This is a genomic window from Arenimonas sp. (assembly GCF_041913985.1).
GTDB lineage: Bacteria > Pseudomonadota > Gammaproteobacteria > Xanthomonadales > Xanthomonadaceae > Arenimonas.
Window position 1 is genome coordinate 24,537 of the sequence record NZ_JAYSEG010000031.1, and the last position, 13,734, is coordinate 38,270.

The following is a 13,734-nucleotide window of genomic DNA, read 5'->3' on the forward strand; positions in this document are numbered from 1 at the left end:
CGGAACGCGCCGCCTCAGGCGACGCGGCGGCCCTTGCGTTTCGCCAGCTGCACCAGCAGCAGCGAAATGGCCGCCGGCGTCATGCCGGGGATGCGCTGCGCCTGGCCCAGGCTTTCCGGGCGCACGGCGGCCAGCTTGCCCTGCAGCTCGGCCGACAGGCCCGGCAGGCCGGCGTAGTCGAAGTCGTCGGGGATGCGGGTGTCTTCGTGGCGGCGCTGGCGTTCGATCTCCTCGCGCTGGCGCTCGAGGTAGCCGGAATACTTCACGCCGATCTCCACCTGCTCGGCCACCGCGGCATCGTCCACGCCCGGCGCCAGCGACGGCAGCGCCACCAGCGCGGCGTAGTCGAGCTCGGGGCGCTTCATCAGGTCGAGCGCGGTGCACTCGCGGCTCAGCGCCACGCCGGTGGCGGCTTCCAGCTCGCGTGCCAGCACGCCGCCGGGCGCGGCCCACACCGCCTGCAGGCGGGCGCGTTCGCGCTCCACCGCCTCGGCCTTGCGTGAGAAGGCGGACCAGCGGGTTTCGTCCACCAGGCCCAGCTCGCGGCCCACCGGCGTCAGGCGCGCGTCGGCGTTGTCCTCGCGCAGCTGCAGGCGGTATTCGGCGCGGCTGGTGAACATGCGGTAGGGCTCGGTGGTGCCGTGCGTCACCAGGTCGTCCACCAGCACGCCGAGGTAGGCCTCGTCGCGGCGCGGCGACCAGCCTTCACGGCCGCCGGCGAAGCGCGCCGCGTTCACGCCGGCCAGCAGGCCCTGCGCCGCGGCTTCCTCGTAGCCGGTGGTACCGTTGATCTGGCCGGCGAAGAACAGGCCGGCCACGGCCTTGGTTTCCAGCGTGGCCTTCAGGCCGCGCGGGTCGAAGTAGTCGTATTCGATGGCGTAACCCGGGCGCGTGATCACCGCCGCCTCGAAGCCCTTGATCGAGCGCACCAGCGCCAGCTGCACGTCGAAGGGCAGCGAGGTGGAGATGCCGTTGGGGTAGATCTCGTGCGTGTCCAGGCCCTCGGGCTCGATGAACACCTGGTGCGAGGCCTTGTCGGCGAAGCGCACCACCTTGTCCTCGATGCTCGGGCAGTAGCGCGGGCCCACGCCTTCGATCACGCCCGAATACATGGGCGAGCGGTCCAGGCCGCCGCGGATGATGTCGTGGGTGCGCTCGGAGGTGTGGGTGATCCAGCAGCTCACCTGGCGCGGGTGGTCGGCGGCGCTGCCCAGGAAGGAGAACACCGGCACCGGCGTGTCGCCCGGCTGCTCGGCCAGGCCGCTGAAATCGATGCTGCGGCCGTCGATGCGCGGCGGCGTGCCGGTCTTGAGCCGGTCCACCGCGAACGGGCGTTCGCGCAGGCGCTGGGCCAGGGTGGTGGCCGGCGCGTCGCCGGCGCGGCCGCCGGGGTAATTTTCCAGGCCCACGTGGATGCGGCCGGCCAGGAAGGTGCCGGCGGTGAGCACCACCGCTTCGGCCTCGAAGCGCAGGCCCGACTGGGTGATGGCGCCGCGCACGCGGTCGCCTTCGATCACCAGGTCGTCCACTGCCGCCTGGAACACGGTGAGGTTCGGCTGGTTCTCGACCATTCGCCGGATGGCGGCGCGGTAGAGCGCGCGGTCGGCCTGGGCGCGGGTGGCGCGCACGGCCGGGCCCTTGCTGGCGTTGAGGGTGCGCCACTGGATGCCGGCCTGGTCGGCGGCGCGCGCCATGGCGCCGCCGAGCGCGTCGATCTCGCGCACCAGGTGGCCCTTGCCGATGCCGCCGATGGCCGGGTTGCAGCTCATCGCGCCGATGGTCTCGATGCTGTGGGTCAGCAGCAGCGTGCGCGCGCCCGCCCGCGCCGCGGCGAGCGCGGCCTCGGTGCCGGCGTGGCCGCCGCCGATGACAATCACATCATGGCTGAGCATGGGCTGGGGTCCTGGGCATGGGGCGCGATTATCCCGCGCCGGGGGGCGGGCTGCATCCGGCCCCGGGGCTTGGCACGGTTCCTGCTTTATCCCCATGGCACCTACCGCGGCCAACGCCGGGGGGCGTCGACCAGACTGAACAGGGGCTGGTCAGGCGCGCGGTGGGGATGCCAGGGCCTGGAGCTCCCGGGGGGGAGCTCCAGGCCCTTTTTTTGTCCGCGATTCGCGCAGCCCGTGGATTCAGGGCGCGCCGGGAAGAAAAGTCGGCGCCCGGCGGGTCATGGAACAGGGGGAATCCAGGGGACCTGGTGCCGGGCGCCGAACAGACGATGCTGGGTTGAGCCCGCGTCACAAAGCGACGCAATGGGTCAGTTCGTGGGCGTAGGATGCGCCGCCGACCCGGGCGGCGCAATGCCGGAAAAGGCCTTGGAACTAGCGCTCCACGTCGGATGTTTCGTTTTGTGACGTGGTTCTCACTCGCGGGGCCGGTGCGGGCTTCGGAGCCGGCTGCGGCCGCGCTTCGGGCGCCGGGCGGGCCGACGGATAACGCATCTGCGGGCCACCCGCCGCCGCCGGGGCCGGGCGCACCGGCGCGGGCGCGCGGTACTGCTGGCGCGGGGCCGGCTCGGCGTAGCGCCGCGGTTCCGGGCGGGGCGCCGGCTCGGCGTAGCGCTGCGGCATGGCGCGCGGCGCCGGGCGGGCGTCGTCGCGCGGTTCGGCGTAGCGGTAGCGCACGCCCGGGCGCGGCAGCGGCTCGCTGCCCCGCACCGGCTCGACCGCCGGCTTGGTGCGCACGCCCGGGTAGGCGGGCTGCACGCCTTCGCCGCCGGTCGAGGGCATCGGCCGCACCCCGGCTTCCGGCGTGCGGCGCACCGGCGGACGCACCGGCTCGCCGCCCATCGACGGGCGCGGGCGGACGTCCTGCGATTCCGGGATGCGCTGCGGGTAGCGCGGGTAGCGCAGGCCCGGGTCCGGCTTCGGGCGCGAACGCACGCCCTCGCGGTCGGGGTAGCCCTGGCGCACGCGCTCGCGCTCGTACTCCCGCTCGCGTTCCCGGTCGCGGTAGTAATCCCGGTAGTAGTCGCGCGAACGGTAGCCGCCGTACCAGCCCCAGTTGTTCCAGGACCAGTAGTTGCCGAACGAGAAGCTCCAGCCGGGCGAATAGCTGTACGGGTAGTAGCCGCCCCACACCGGCGTGCAGCCGTAGTAGCTGCGGCAGCGGTAGCGGTCGAGGCCATGGAAGGGCGCGTAACCATAACCGTAGCCCACGCCGTAACCGTAGTCGTACCGGTCGTAGTCGTCGTAGTCGTCGCCGTAGTAGTAGTCGCCCTCGCCGTCGTAGGCGGGGTAGTAGTAACCGCCGTCGCGGTAAACCTCGCGGCCCTGGTAATAGCCGTCGCCGTAGGTGGCGCAGCCGGAAAGCAGCAGCAGCGCGGCCAGGGCGGGTAGCAGTCGTTTCATGGCGGTGTCCCCCGGGTTCAAAGGCAGCATCGGCGCGAAGCGGTGAATCCGTGCTTAATTCAGCCGGCGCCCGCATGGTACTGTGCGCGGCCTTCACGCACCGCGAACGGAGTGATCCATGTCCCTGCACCAGGCCTCCGGTCGCTGGAAGTTCGGCCTGCTGCTGGCCCTGGTCACGGCCGGCTGCTGGGCCACCCTGCCGGTGGCGCTCAAGCTCACGCTCGAGCAGCTCGACCCCATCACCCTCACCTGGTTCCGCTTCCTGCTGGCGGCCGGCGTGATGCTGGCCTGGCTGGCGGCGCGCGGCGGCCTGGGCGGCTTCGCCCGGCTCGACCGCAAGCGCTGGGTGCTGCTGGGCGTGGCCGGGCTGTGCCTGATCGGCAACTACGTGTTCTACCTGCTGGGCGTGCAGCACACCTCGCCGGCGAACGCCCAGCTGCTGATCCAGCTGGCGCCGCTGCTGATGGCGCTGGGCGGCATCGTGGTGTTCCGCGAGCGCTTCAACGCCTGGCAGTGGGGCGGCCTGGCCGTCATCCTGCTGGGCTTGGGCCTGTTCTTCCGCGAACAGCTGGCGGCCTCGCCGGCCGGCGCCGGTGGCGACGCTTATGTCTATGGTTCGATGCTGGTGATCGTGGCGGCGGTGGTGTGGGCCGCGTACGCGCTGGTGCAGAAGCAACTGCTGATGCGGCTGTCGTCGCCGGCCATCCTGCTCTTCATCTACCTGCTGGCCAGCGCGGTGCTGCTGCCGTTCGCGCGGCCGTCGGCGCTGCTGGCGCTCGACGGCCTGCACTGGGGCCTGCTGCTGTTCTGCGCGCTCAACACCCTGGTGGCCTACGGCGCCTTCGCCGAGGCGCTGGCGCACTGGGAGGCCTCGCGCGTGTCGGCCATCCTGGCCACCACGCCGCTGCTGTGCCTGGGCGCGGTGGCCGCGGTGCACGCAGTGTGGCCCAGCGCCATCGCCCCGGAAGCCGTGGGCGTGGTGGGCTACGTCGGCGCCGGCCTGGTGGTGCTGGGCTCGGCGCTCACCAGCCTGATGGGCCAGCGCCGCAACGCCGGCTGAGTTTCAGTCCAGCAGGCGCTGCAGCAGGTCGCGGCCGTCGGGCGAGGCCAGCTTTCCTTGCAGCGACGCCAGCGCCTCGCGCGCCAGCTCGCGCCGCGGCGCGGCCCAGCGCCGCCAGCTTTCGAAGCCGCCCAGCAGCCGCGCCGCCACCTGCGGGTTGATCGCGTCCAGGGCCGCCACCTGCCCGGCGACGAAGCGGTAGCCGGCGCCGTCGCGGCGGTGGAAGCCCAGCGGGTTGCTGCGCGCGAAGCTGCCCAGCAGGGCGCGCACGCGGTTGGGATTGGCGGGCTTCCACCAGGGCGTGGCCATCAGCGCCTGCACGTCGGCCAGCGTTTCCGGGTCGGGGCGGGTGGCCAGCAGCGCGATCCATTTGTCGGTGACCAGTGGATCCTGTGCGTGCGCGTCGCGGAAGGCCTGCAGCGCGGCGGGCGCGCCCGGCGCCTGGAAGTGCAGCAGGCAGCGCAGCGCGGCCAGGCGTTCGGTCATGGTGCCGGCGGCGTCGAACTGCGCCTGGGACAGCCTGGCTTCCGGGTCGAGCCGGGTAAGCCAGGCCAGGCAGGCGTTGCGCAGGGCGCGCGCCGACATGGCCGCGCCGTCCAGGCCGCCGCGGGCCACGGCGGCGAGCGCTTCGTAACGCGCCTGCAGCGGTTCGACCAGTTCCTCGGCCAGGCGGTCGAGCAGATCTTCGCGCCGCGCCACCAGTGCATCCACGTCCACCTCGGGCAGGGCTTCGGCCAGGGTGTCGAAGTCAGGCAGGGCCAGGCATTCGGCCACGAAGGCCGGGTCGGTCGAGGCGTCGGACAGCAGGTCGGCCAGCGCGTCGCCCAGCGCCGCGGTGGCGGCCTCGGCGTGCGGCGTGCCCAGCAGGGCCTCGGTGGCCAGCTGCTGCAGCAGGTCCCAGCGGTTGAACGCGTCGCGCTCGAGCCGCGCCAGGCGCGCGCGCTGCGGCACGGTGTATTCGAAATGCAGCTTCACCGGCGCCGCGTAGCCCTGGTTGAAGGCCGGCAGCGGCCGCGCGCCCAGGCCGCGCCAGCGCAGCACGTGGGTTTCGCGCGTGAGCTCGGCCAGGCCGTCGCGCACGGTGGTGTCGGACTCGGGCGGCGTGGTGATGGCCTGGCCGGCCTCGTCGTACAGCGCGAAGCGCAGCGGGATCAGCAGCGGCTGCTTTTCCGGCTGGCCCGGCGTGGGCGGCGTGTTCTGCGTGACGGTGAGCGTGTAGTCGCCGCTGGTTTCGTCGAAGGCTTCGCTGATGCGCAGCTCGGGCGTACCCGCCTGCGAGTACCAGCGCGCGAACTGAGACAGGTCGCGGCCGCTGGCGGCGGCATGCGCGGACAGGAAGTCTTCCAGCGTGGCGGCGCGGCCGTCGTTGTCGGCGAAGTAGCGGTCCATGCCGGCGCGGAAGGCCGCCTCGCCCACCAGCGTGTGCAGCACGCGGATGACCTCGGCGCCCTTCTCGTAGATGGTCATGGTGTAGAAGTTGCTGATCTCGCGGTAGCGGTCCGGGCGCACCGGGTGCGCCAGCGCGCCGGCGTCCTCGGGGAACTGCCGGCTGCGCAGCAGGCGCACCACTTCGATGCGCTTTAGCGCGCGCGAGTGCAGGTCGGAACTGAACTCGGTGTCGCGGAAAACGGTGAGCCCTTCCTTGAGCGAAAGCTGGAACCAGTCGCGCAGGGTCACGCGGTTGCCCGACCAGTTGTGCAGGTATTCGTGCGCCACCACCGATTCAATCGCCAGGAAATCCGCGTCGGTGGCCGTGGCCTCGTCGGCCAGGATGTAGCGGGCGTTGAAGATGTTCAGGCCCTTGTTTTCCATCGCGCCCATGGTGAAGTCCTGGGCGGCGACCACGTTGAACACGTCCAGGTCGTAGCAGCGGCCGAAACGCCGCTCGTCCCAGCGCAGCGAACGCTCCACCGCGCCCAGGGCGTAGGCGCAGCGCGCCACGTCGCCCGGCTCGGCCCAGATGTTGAGCTCGACGCGGCGGCCTTCCATGGTTTCAAGGCTGGACGTGACGCGCTCCATGGCGCCGGCGGCAATGGCGAACAGGTAGGCCGGCGTCGGGTGCGGGTTTTCCCAGGTGGCCTCGTGGCGGCCTTCGCCCAGGTCACGCGTGCCCACGGGGTTGCCGTTCGCCAGCAGCACCGGGTAAGCCGCGCGGTCGGCGCGCAGCACGATGCGCCAGCGCGGCATCACGTCGGGCCGGTCGGCGAAGAAGGTGATGCGGCGGAAGCCCTGCGCCTCGCACTGGGTCAGCAGCAGGCGGCCGCTGCAGTACAGGCCTTCGAGCCGGGTGTTGGTGGCCGGGTGGATGCGCACCCGCGTATCGAGCACGCAGTTGGCGGCCACGCCGTGCACGCGCAGGCGCTGGCCGTCGTAGTCGTAGCGCTCCGGCGGCAGCGGCTGGCCGTCGAGCGCGATGGCCAGCAGCTCCAGTTCCTCGCCGTCGAGCTCCAGGGGTTCACCGGGCCGGGCCGGGTCGGGCGACAGGACCAGGCGGGCCAGCACCTCGGTGGCCTCGGGGTCGAGTTCGAACTGCAGTTCGGCGGACGGGATGCGCCACGCGGGCGGGCGGTAATCGGCGAGGTGGACGAATCCATCGCCCCGGGGAAGGCTCATCGGGCGGGGGTTTCCGAAAGGTTTAACAGGTCTCTTGTTAGGCTATCACGCGCTTCCGGACCGCTCCGACATGACCCCAGCCCTGCCCTCGCTCAGCGACGTGCTCGCCGCCGCCGCCCGCATCGCCCCTTACGCCCACCGCACGCCCGTGCTGCGCTCGCGCTCGCTGGACGAACTCGCCGGCGCGACGCTGCATTTCAAATGCGAAAACCTGCAGCGGGTCGGCGCCTTCAAGTTCCGCGGTGCCTGCAACGCCGTCTTCGCGCTCGACGCGGCCACCGCCGCCCGCGGCGTGGTCACGCATTCGTCCGGCAACCACGGCGCCGCGCTGGCGCTGGCGGCGAAGGTGCGCGGCATCCCGGCGCACGTGGTGGTGCCCGAGGGCGCGGTGGCCAGCAAGCTCGCCGCCATCGAAGCCTACGGCGCCGTCATTCACCGCTGCGCACCCACTATTGCCGCGCGCGAAGCCACGGCGGCCCGCGTGCAGGCCGACACCGGCGCCACGCTGGTGCACCCCTACACTGACCCGTTCGTCATTGCCGGCCAGGGCACGGCCACGCTCGAGCTGCTGGCCGAGGCCGGCCCGCTCGAAGCATTGGTCACCCCGGTGGGCGGCGGCGGGCTCATCAGCGGCAGCGCCATCGCCGCCCACGGCCTGCGCCCCGGCCTGGCCGTGTTCGGCGCCGAGCCCGAGGGCGCGGCCGACGCCTTCGAATCCCTGCGCCGGGGCCAGCGCGTCACCGACATCGTTCCCGACACCATCTGCGACGGCCTGCGCGGCACCGTCGGCGAGGAGAACCTGGCCATCCTGCGCGCCGAAGCCGTGCGCGTGCTGCTGGTGTCCGACGCCGAGACCTTGGCCGCCATGCGCCTGGTCTGGAGCCGCCTGAAGCAGGTCATCGAACCCTCCTGCGCCACCGCCCTGGCCGCGGTGCTGCGCTACCCTGAACACTTCGCCGGCAAGCGCGTCGGCCTTATCCTTTCGGGGGGCAACGTGGACCTCGATGCCCTGCCCTGGTGACCCTGAGGAACCCCATGATCGTCGACGGAAACCGCCAAGCCGACCGCGCCATCGAACTGGTGCTGGCCTACTACGCCGCCTTCAACCGCGGCGACCGCCCCGCCATGCTCGACCTGCTGGCCGACGACGTCGCCCATGACGTCAACCAGGGCGGCCGCGAAACCGGCAAGGCCGCCTTCACCGCCTTCCTGGGCCGAATGGACCGCAGCTACCGCGAGCAGCTGCGCGACATCGTGGTGATGGCCAACCAGGCCGGCGACCGCGTGGCCGCCGAATACGTGGTGCACGGTCAATACCTGGCCGACGACACCGGCCTGCCGCCCGCCCGCGGCCAGAAGTACGTGCTGCCCGGCGGCGCCTTCTTCGACATCCGCGACGGCCGCATCGCCCGCGTGACGAACTACTACAACCTCGAAGACTGGATCGCGCAGGTTTCGAAGTAAGCCATGGCGAACTGGCGCACGCTGCTGGCGTCGCAAGGTGCCCGCGTGGCGCTGGTGGCCCTGCTGCTGGCCTTCGGCCTGATGGGCACGCGCGCCATCTGGGACCCGGACGAGGGGCGCTACACCAACGTGGCGCTCACCATGCTCGACACCGGCAACTTCGTCGACCTGTCGCGCCACCACGAAACCGGCCACTGGACCAAGCCGCCGGCCACCTACTGGGCCATCGCCGCCAGCGTGGCGGCATTCGGGCAGAACCCGTGGGCGGCGCGCCTGCCGCCGGCGCTGGCCTTCCTGGCCTGCACCTGGCTGGTGTGGCGCCTGGCCCGCCGCCTGCAGCCCGGCACGGAAGCCATGGCGGCGCTGGCCTTCGCCACCATGCTGGTGCCGTTCGCCGCGGCCAACCTGATCACCACCGACTTCGTGCTGGCCGCCTTCCAGGCGCTGGCGATGTGGGCCTGGGTGGAGTCGCGCTTCGGCCCGCCCGAGCGCGGCGGTCGCTGGCTGCTGCTGATGTGGGTGGCCTTCGCCGCGGCCTTCATGACCAAGGGCCCGCCGGCCCTGCTGCCGCTGCTGGCCGTGGCGGCCATGCAGTGGCTGGCGCCTGGGCCGGCGGCGGGACGCGCCCGCGCCTGGTGGACCGGCGGGCTGGTGTTCGTGCTGCTGGCCCTGCCCTGGTACCTGGTGGTGGTGCTGCGCCACGAGGGCCTGCTGGGCTATTTCCTGGGCACCGAAGTGGTGGCGCGCATCGCCAGCGACAGCCTGCACCGCAACCCGCAGTGGTACGGCTGGCTGCTGGTGTACGGCCCCACGCTGCTGCTGGGCACCCTGCCGTGGACGGCGTCGCTGCTGCGCGCCGCGCGCGCCGGCCTGGGTCGCGTGCGCGCCTGGCGCGACGCCGCCCTGCGCCAGGCCGAGGCGCCGCACCTGTTCCTGTGGGCCTGGGTGGGGCTGCCGCTGCTGGTGTTCTGCATCGCGCGTTCGCGCCTGCCGCTGTACGTGCTGCCGCTGTTCGTGCCGATCGCGCTGCTGGTGGCGCGGCAGCGCTTCGCCCAGGGGCTGGGCCTGCCGCGCATGCGCTGGCTGGCCCTGTGGGTGGCGGTGCTGCTGGCGCTGCGCCTGCTCAGCGCGCTGTGGCCCTCGCACAAGGACGCCGGCCGCTGGGCCGAGGAGCTGATGGCTCGCGCCGATGGTCCGGTGGACGAAGTGGTGTTCGTGGAGGACATGGCCCGTTACGGCCTGCACCTGCACATGGACACCAGCGTTGAGAAGGTCTCGCTGGACCCGAGGCCCAAGCCCGGCTTCGGCGCCGAGTTCGATTCGAACTTCGCCGGCGAGCTGATGGAGCGCGAGCGCGCACTGTGGGTATGCAAGCTGCCGCTTTTCCCGGAGCTGCAAAAACGCGCCGCAGCCCTGGGCTTCGAACTCGATCCGCTGGGCGAACCCTACGAGGGGCGCGTGGTGTTCCGGGCGCGGCCGCGCGGCTGAGCGGCGGCCGCTACAGCAGCCGCGTGCCCAGCGGCACGTCCTGGTCAGGCACGCACAGGGCCACCTCGCCGCGCTCGTTGTGGAAGCCGGTGACCAGGCACTGCGACATCAGCGGCCCCACCTGCTTGGGCGGGAAGTTCAGCACCGCCACCACCAGCCGGCCCACCAGCTCTTCCGGCCGGTAGAGCGCGGTGATCTGCGCGCTCGACTTGCGGATGCCGAGGGCCTCGCCGAAGTCCACGTGCAGCACGTAGGCCGGCTTTCGCGCTTCCTTGAACACCTCGGCGGAGACTATGCGGCCGACGCGCAGCTCCACCTTCAGGAAATCCTCGAAGCTGATGGTTTGCATGGGCGTGGCTCAGGCTTTGGCTTCGGCGTGCGCCTTGAAGCGGTCCAGGATGGCCTGCCAGCCCTCGCGCTGCTGCTCGATGGAATGGGTCTGCTCGGCGTCGAAGCTGACGCGCACGTGCACGCCTTCGGCGCCGTCCGTGAACTCGACGCGGGCCTGGCGGTCGCCGAAGTCGTATTCGATCAGCTGCTCCGGCACCACCCGTGTGTAGGTGCCCTCGAAGTCGAAGCCGAAGCTGCCGTCCCTGGCCTCCATGCGCGAGCAGAAGGCGCCTCCGGGGCGCAGGTCGACGCTGGCGCGGGTGGTGTGCCAGTCGTCGGAGGCGGCATTCCAGGCCAGGATGTCGGCCGGCGTGGTGTAGGCCTGCCACACCGTGGCGAGCGGGGCGTGGACGGTGGTTTCGACGGTGATCCGGCTCATGGCGGTCTCCGATGAAGGTCAGGTGGCGCTGGAGAGCTTACGCCCTATGATGCCGGCCCTTCCGAAGATTGCGCCAGGCCGAGACCACCAGCGATGCGCCGCACAGAAGCGTCAGCCCCAGGAGAAACCATGCCACGGGGCCCGTGTGGCTCGCCGATCTGTACGAGACGACCAGATGGCCAACGCGAACCGACGTCGCCAGCCAGGTCGCCGCCATCAGCAGGAGCGCGACGCCCGCGCCAAGGGTCCACTTCTGTGCAGAACGATTGATGGCGGTCATCCAGCACTGGCCTCGGCTGCGCCGCGCCGATGCGGGCGGCTCGGGCGAATGGTTGGCGCGCTGCCCTGGCGCCGCAAGACCCGGACGTCCAGCTTGCTCCTGGCGGCACAGTGGTTTGGCAAGCCATGCACTCACCGGGGTGAAACACGGCCACCCACAGGACGATGAGGCCGTCAGTCCGGACGCCGGCCGGCCCTCAGACCCAACGCCTCACTTCCGCCAGGTAGTTGGCATACGTTTCGCCAAACTTGGCCAGCAGGGCGCGTTCCTCGGGAACGATCTGGAACCGTGTGATGTAACCGACGAACACGACGACCACCACGACGGCGAGCGGGTTGCCCAGGAAAAGGCACCACGCCAGCAACAGCAGCGCCATGCCCACGTACATGGGGTTGCGCGAAAACCGGAAAGGCCCCGAGCGCACGACGGCGCTGGACCGGTCCGGGGCGAGCGGATTCACGGTGGTGCGGGCCGAACGAAAAGCAGCAAGGGCCCACAGGTCCACGCCCACGCCAAGCGCGGCAGGAAGGGCCGCGCTGATACCTTGGAGCGGCCAGCTGAAGTTGAGCGAAGGCGTCAGCCAGGAAACCAGCCAGGCGAGGGCCACGCAGGCCAGCCCGACAACCGGGGGTGGAACCTTATGGTCGAGTGCGGACATGGTTCAGTGCCCTTTCGGTTGCAGGAGATCCCACAGGTTGCCGTAGAGATCGCGAAACACCGCCACCGTGCCATACGGCTCTTCCCTGGGGTCCCTGACGAATTCCACGCCCGCGCTCCGATAGCGCTCGTAGTCGCGCCAGAAGTCGTCGGTCTGCAGGAAGAGGAACACCCGCCCGCCCGTCTGGTCGCCCACGCGCGCCGCCTGCGGCTTCGACGAGGCCCTGGCAAGCAGCAGCCGCGACTCGCAGGCCCCGGGCGGCGACACCACCACCCAGCGCTTGCCCTGCTCGGGCACCGGGGTGTCTTCGACCAGCAGGAAACCCAGCTTCTCCACGAAGAAGTGCAAGGCTTCGTCGTAGTCATCCACCAGCAGCGAGACGAGGCCGAGGGATTGCTTCATGCGCGGAGCTCGAAGTGCAGCAGATCGTACCAGCGCCCCTCCAGCTCGGCGCCATGGAAGTGCGCCCTGCGGACCCTGTTGAGGTTCACCCGGCCAACGAGCGTTCCAAGGGTATCGCGGACCAGGTACTGGAAGGCCGAGCCGCTCTCGGCGTCGCGCATCGCGTCTGCAATGGCCTGCCCTACTCCTGCCTCGGAGTAGAAGCTTGCCGCCCGGGCGTTGATGTTGCGCTCGAAGAACCCGCGATTTCGCGTCTCGAAGGCGAGGAGTTCGTCGGCGTCGTCGGGAGCGGGAGACTGGAGGGAGAGCATCTGCGGTTCCAGGGGCCTGACACCGGGTCCAGCGGCCTGTGCGCCGCGCCGCCGATGTTACAAGATCAGTCCACTGCCCGGGACTCGCCCCGCCGGGCTCGCTTGCGTTCGCTGGTGTAGGCCCACCACGGCCGCGGATCTTCGCCGGCCATGAACCGGGTGACCGAGATGAATACGTCGATCACGCAGGGGTCGTGCCGCACGCCGGTGATGGCGCAAAGCGAGTCATAAAGCGCATAGGGGGACTTGCCGACCAGGTCACCCGGTTTGTTGATGCCAAGAAGCCGAAGGTCCGAAGCCATGGCCGCACCGACGTTTGGCAGGTCGGTGAGCTTCGCCAGGCGGGAGCGGACAACCTTGGCGGGATTCATGGAAAGAGCGTGTCCGGTTTGCCGGGATGCCTGGCCACGCCACGGAATAGCGGCTGTGCTCTATCCATAGGGTCCTAACGCCTGAGTTAAGCCGCGTCGCGGAGCGACGTCGGCTTGAATGATTAGTTAGGCGGGAGCCTACTCAAGGGTAGACCCGACATCAACCGTGACATTAATTACTTCGACCTTATTCATGTAGGTCGTACCGTATATCCGGAATGTCTTCGGGAATGGGCCAACCTCAGCCTCTCCGATTGTTACCTCATAACAAGAAGGCAACTGCAGGTTCGACCTAGGACAGTCGATTGTCCGCGCGGAATCGATGTTGTCCAACTTTAGCCACGCAAGATCGCCGCGATCTTCTTTGCACAGGCCGGTACAGACGTAGCCGTGCGTCTGTTCGCCAAAAGGCCCTGCGCCTGAGATTGCGTCGACGTACCAGGCGATCCGCAGCGCGGCCTGTGCATCCGGTGCAGGAAAATAGTGCTTGGTCGAAGTGACCGAGGAGCAGATCTCGCTCGACTCTTCGTAGGTCCATTTCCCTGTCGTTCGATAGACATCACCTGCGACGCCGAATCGCCTTTCGGCGGACAGCGTCTCAACACTGCCGTCTTCGTCAAAACCGACGGTAATCCAATCTGCGCCGCACATGCCGAATTGGGAGCCGGTCACTGTCGCGTGGCTATAGAAGCGAATAGGTTCAAGGGTTCCCTCGAAGCGGGGGCGATCCAGATCGATCATCATTGCACCGGACTCGCCGAGTAGCTTCCTGGCGAGGTCCCCAAGTGGCATTGTTCGTGCCTCGTTTGCGGACGTTCCGGCAGTTGCGGGAGACGGCAGCAAGGCAACGACAGCTAACAGTAGGACTCTGAAACAATGCATAACCTTCCTCTGCCGCCTAACGCCTGAGTTACTAAAAACCACACAAACATAGCCTCATAGATTACAATGAGGTCATGAAGTGC

General features: G+C 70.0%; 15 protein-coding genes. 4 read left to right on the forward strand and 11 right to left on the reverse strand.

Annotation, left to right across the window (positions count from 1 at the left end; translation table 11 throughout):
- Positions 1-14 precede the first annotated feature (14 nt).
- Positions 15-1,892, reverse strand: a complete 1,878-nt coding sequence (mnmG, locus tag ACE3Q2_RS10690; RefSeq protein ID WP_374474007.1) for a tRNA uridine-5-carboxymethylaminomethyl(34) synthesis enzyme MnmG — start codon at positions 1,890-1,892, stop codon at positions 15-17.
- 432 nt (positions 1,893-2,324) lie between these two features.
- The gene (locus ACE3Q2_RS10695) at positions 2,325-3,353 is read right to left on the reverse strand and encodes a hypothetical protein (protein WP_231696859.1); all 1,029 of its coding nucleotides are present in this window, start codon (positions 3,351-3,353) and stop codon (positions 2,325-2,327) included.
- 118 nt (positions 3,354-3,471) lie between these two features.
- Here ACE3Q2_RS10695 and ACE3Q2_RS10700 point away from each other — a divergent pair, with 118 nt between their 5' ends.
- Entirely contained in the window at positions 3,472-4,413 is a 942-nt protein-coding gene (locus ACE3Q2_RS10700; RefSeq protein ID WP_231696860.1) for a DMT family transporter, read from the forward strand.
- 3 nt (positions 4,414-4,416) lie between these two features.
- Here ACE3Q2_RS10700 and pepN read toward each other — a convergent pair whose 3' ends face one another.
- Complete coding sequence (gene pepN / locus ACE3Q2_RS10705) at positions 4,417-7,026, reverse strand: aminopeptidase N (RefSeq protein ID WP_231696861.1); 2,610 nt, start codon at positions 7,024-7,026, stop codon at positions 4,417-4,419.
- 70 nt (positions 7,027-7,096) lie between these two features.
- Here pepN and ACE3Q2_RS10710 point away from each other — a divergent pair, with 70 nt between their 5' ends.
- The 3 genes from ACE3Q2_RS10710 to ACE3Q2_RS10720 are packed head-to-tail and all read left to right on the forward strand — an operon-like array spanning position 7,097 to position 9,978.
- Positions 7,097-8,047, forward strand: a complete 951-nt coding sequence (locus ACE3Q2_RS10710; protein WP_374474008.1) for a pyridoxal-phosphate dependent enzyme — start codon at positions 7,097-7,099, stop codon at positions 8,045-8,047.
- A 14-nt stretch (positions 8,048-8,061) separates the two neighbouring features.
- Complete coding sequence (locus ACE3Q2_RS10715; protein ID WP_374474009.1) at positions 8,062-8,490, forward strand: ketosteroid isomerase-related protein; 429 nt, start codon at positions 8,062-8,064, stop codon at positions 8,488-8,490.
- Between the two features lie 3 nt (positions 8,491-8,493).
- Complete coding sequence (locus tag ACE3Q2_RS10720) at positions 8,494-9,978, forward strand: glycosyltransferase family 39 protein (protein WP_374474010.1); 1,485 nt, start codon at positions 8,494-8,496, stop codon at positions 9,976-9,978.
- 10 nt (positions 9,979-9,988) lie between these two features.
- Here the strand turns inward: ACE3Q2_RS10720 and ACE3Q2_RS10725 are convergent, their stop codons facing one another.
- From ACE3Q2_RS10725 to ACE3Q2_RS10760, 8 genes are all read right to left on the reverse strand, one after another.
- A complete protein-coding gene (locus ACE3Q2_RS10725) occupies positions 9,989-10,327 on the reverse strand; it encodes a tRNA-binding protein (protein WP_231696865.1) in 339 nt (112 codons plus the stop codon).
- A 9-nt stretch (positions 10,328-10,336) separates the two neighbouring features.
- Positions 10,337-10,747: an SRPBCC family protein gene (locus ACE3Q2_RS10730; protein WP_231696866.1), complete on the reverse strand. Its 411-nt coding sequence runs from the start codon at positions 10,745-10,747 to the stop codon at positions 10,337-10,339.
- 37 nt (positions 10,748-10,784) lie between these two features.
- A complete protein-coding gene (locus ACE3Q2_RS10735) occupies positions 10,785-11,027 on the reverse strand; it encodes a hypothetical protein (protein ID WP_231696867.1) in 243 nt (80 codons plus the stop codon).
- A gap of 196 nt (positions 11,028-11,223) precedes the next feature.
- A complete protein-coding gene (locus ACE3Q2_RS10740) occupies positions 11,224-11,685 on the reverse strand; it encodes an isoprenylcysteine carboxylmethyltransferase family protein (RefSeq protein WP_374474011.1) in 462 nt (153 codons plus the stop codon).
- A gap of 3 nt (positions 11,686-11,688) precedes the next feature.
- Positions 11,689-12,087 carry a VOC family protein gene (locus ACE3Q2_RS10745; protein WP_231696869.1) on the reverse strand — a complete coding sequence of 133 codons (399 nt, stop codon included), beginning with the start codon at positions 12,085-12,087 and terminating at the stop codon, positions 11,689-11,691.
- Positions 12,084-12,398: a hypothetical protein gene (locus ACE3Q2_RS10750; RefSeq protein WP_374474012.1), complete on the reverse strand. Its 315-nt coding sequence runs from the start codon at positions 12,396-12,398 to the stop codon at positions 12,084-12,086. Before ACE3Q2_RS10750 ends, ACE3Q2_RS10745 begins: the two co-directional genes overlap by 4 nt.
- 65 nt (positions 12,399-12,463) lie before the next feature.
- A complete protein-coding gene (locus ACE3Q2_RS10755) occupies positions 12,464-12,769 on the reverse strand; it encodes a helix-hairpin-helix domain-containing protein (RefSeq protein WP_374474013.1) in 306 nt (101 codons plus the stop codon).
- A 138-nt stretch (positions 12,770-12,907) separates the two neighbouring features.
- Positions 12,908-13,513, reverse strand: coding sequence for a hypothetical protein (locus tag ACE3Q2_RS10760; protein WP_374474014.1), 606 nt, complete (start codon positions 13,511-13,513; stop codon positions 12,908-12,910).
- Between the last annotated feature and the right edge of the window lie 221 nt (positions 13,514-13,734).

Coding starts and splice junctions, on each gene's coding strand:
- ACE3Q2_RS10740 (WP_374474011.1), bottom strand. CDS start 11,685: ATGTCCGCACTCGACCATAAGGTTCCACCCCCGGTTGTCGGGCTGGCC.
- ACE3Q2_RS10700 (WP_231696860.1), top strand. CDS start 3,472: ATGTCCCTGCACCAGGCCTCCGGTCGCTGGAAGTTCGGCCTGCTGCTG.
- ACE3Q2_RS10695 (WP_231696859.1), bottom strand. CDS start 3,353: ATGAAACGACTGCTACCCGCCCTGGCCGCGCTGCTGCTGCTTTCCGGC.
- ACE3Q2_RS10760 (WP_374474014.1), bottom strand. CDS start 13,513: ATGATGATCGATCTGGATCGCCCCCGCTTCGAGGGAACCCTTGAACCT.
- ACE3Q2_RS10750 (WP_374474012.1), bottom strand. CDS start 12,398: ATGCTCTCCCTCCAGTCTCCCGCTCCCGACGACGCCGACGAACTCCTC.
- ACE3Q2_RS10755 (WP_374474013.1), bottom strand. CDS start 12,769: ATGAATCCCGCCAAGGTTGTCCGCTCCCGCCTGGCGAAGCTCACCGAC.
- pepN (WP_231696861.1), bottom strand. CDS start 7,026: ATGAGCCTTCCCCGGGGCGATGGATTCGTCCACCTCGCCGATTACCGC.
- mnmG (WP_374474007.1), bottom strand. CDS start 1,892: ATGCTCAGCCATGATGTGATTGTCATCGGCGGCGGCCACGCCGGCACC.
- ACE3Q2_RS10730 (WP_231696866.1), bottom strand. CDS start 10,747: ATGAGCCGGATCACCGTCGAAACCACCGTCCACGCCCCGCTCGCCACG.
- ACE3Q2_RS10710 (WP_374474008.1), top strand. CDS start 7,097: ATGACCCCAGCCCTGCCCTCGCTCAGCGACGTGCTCGCCGCCGCCGCC.
- ACE3Q2_RS10720 (WP_374474010.1), top strand. CDS start 8,494: ATGGCGAACTGGCGCACGCTGCTGGCGTCGCAAGGTGCCCGCGTGGCG.
- ACE3Q2_RS10715 (WP_374474009.1), top strand. CDS start 8,062: ATGATCGTCGACGGAAACCGCCAAGCCGACCGCGCCATCGAACTGGTG.
- ACE3Q2_RS10745 (WP_231696869.1), bottom strand. CDS start 12,087: ATGAAGCAATCCCTCGGCCTCGTCTCGCTGCTGGTGGATGACTACGAC.
- ACE3Q2_RS10725 (WP_231696865.1), bottom strand. CDS start 10,327: ATGCAAACCATCAGCTTCGAGGATTTCCTGAAGGTGGAGCTGCGCGTC.
- ACE3Q2_RS10735 (WP_231696867.1), bottom strand. CDS start 11,027: ATGACCGCCATCAATCGTTCTGCACAGAAGTGGACCCTTGGCGCGGGC.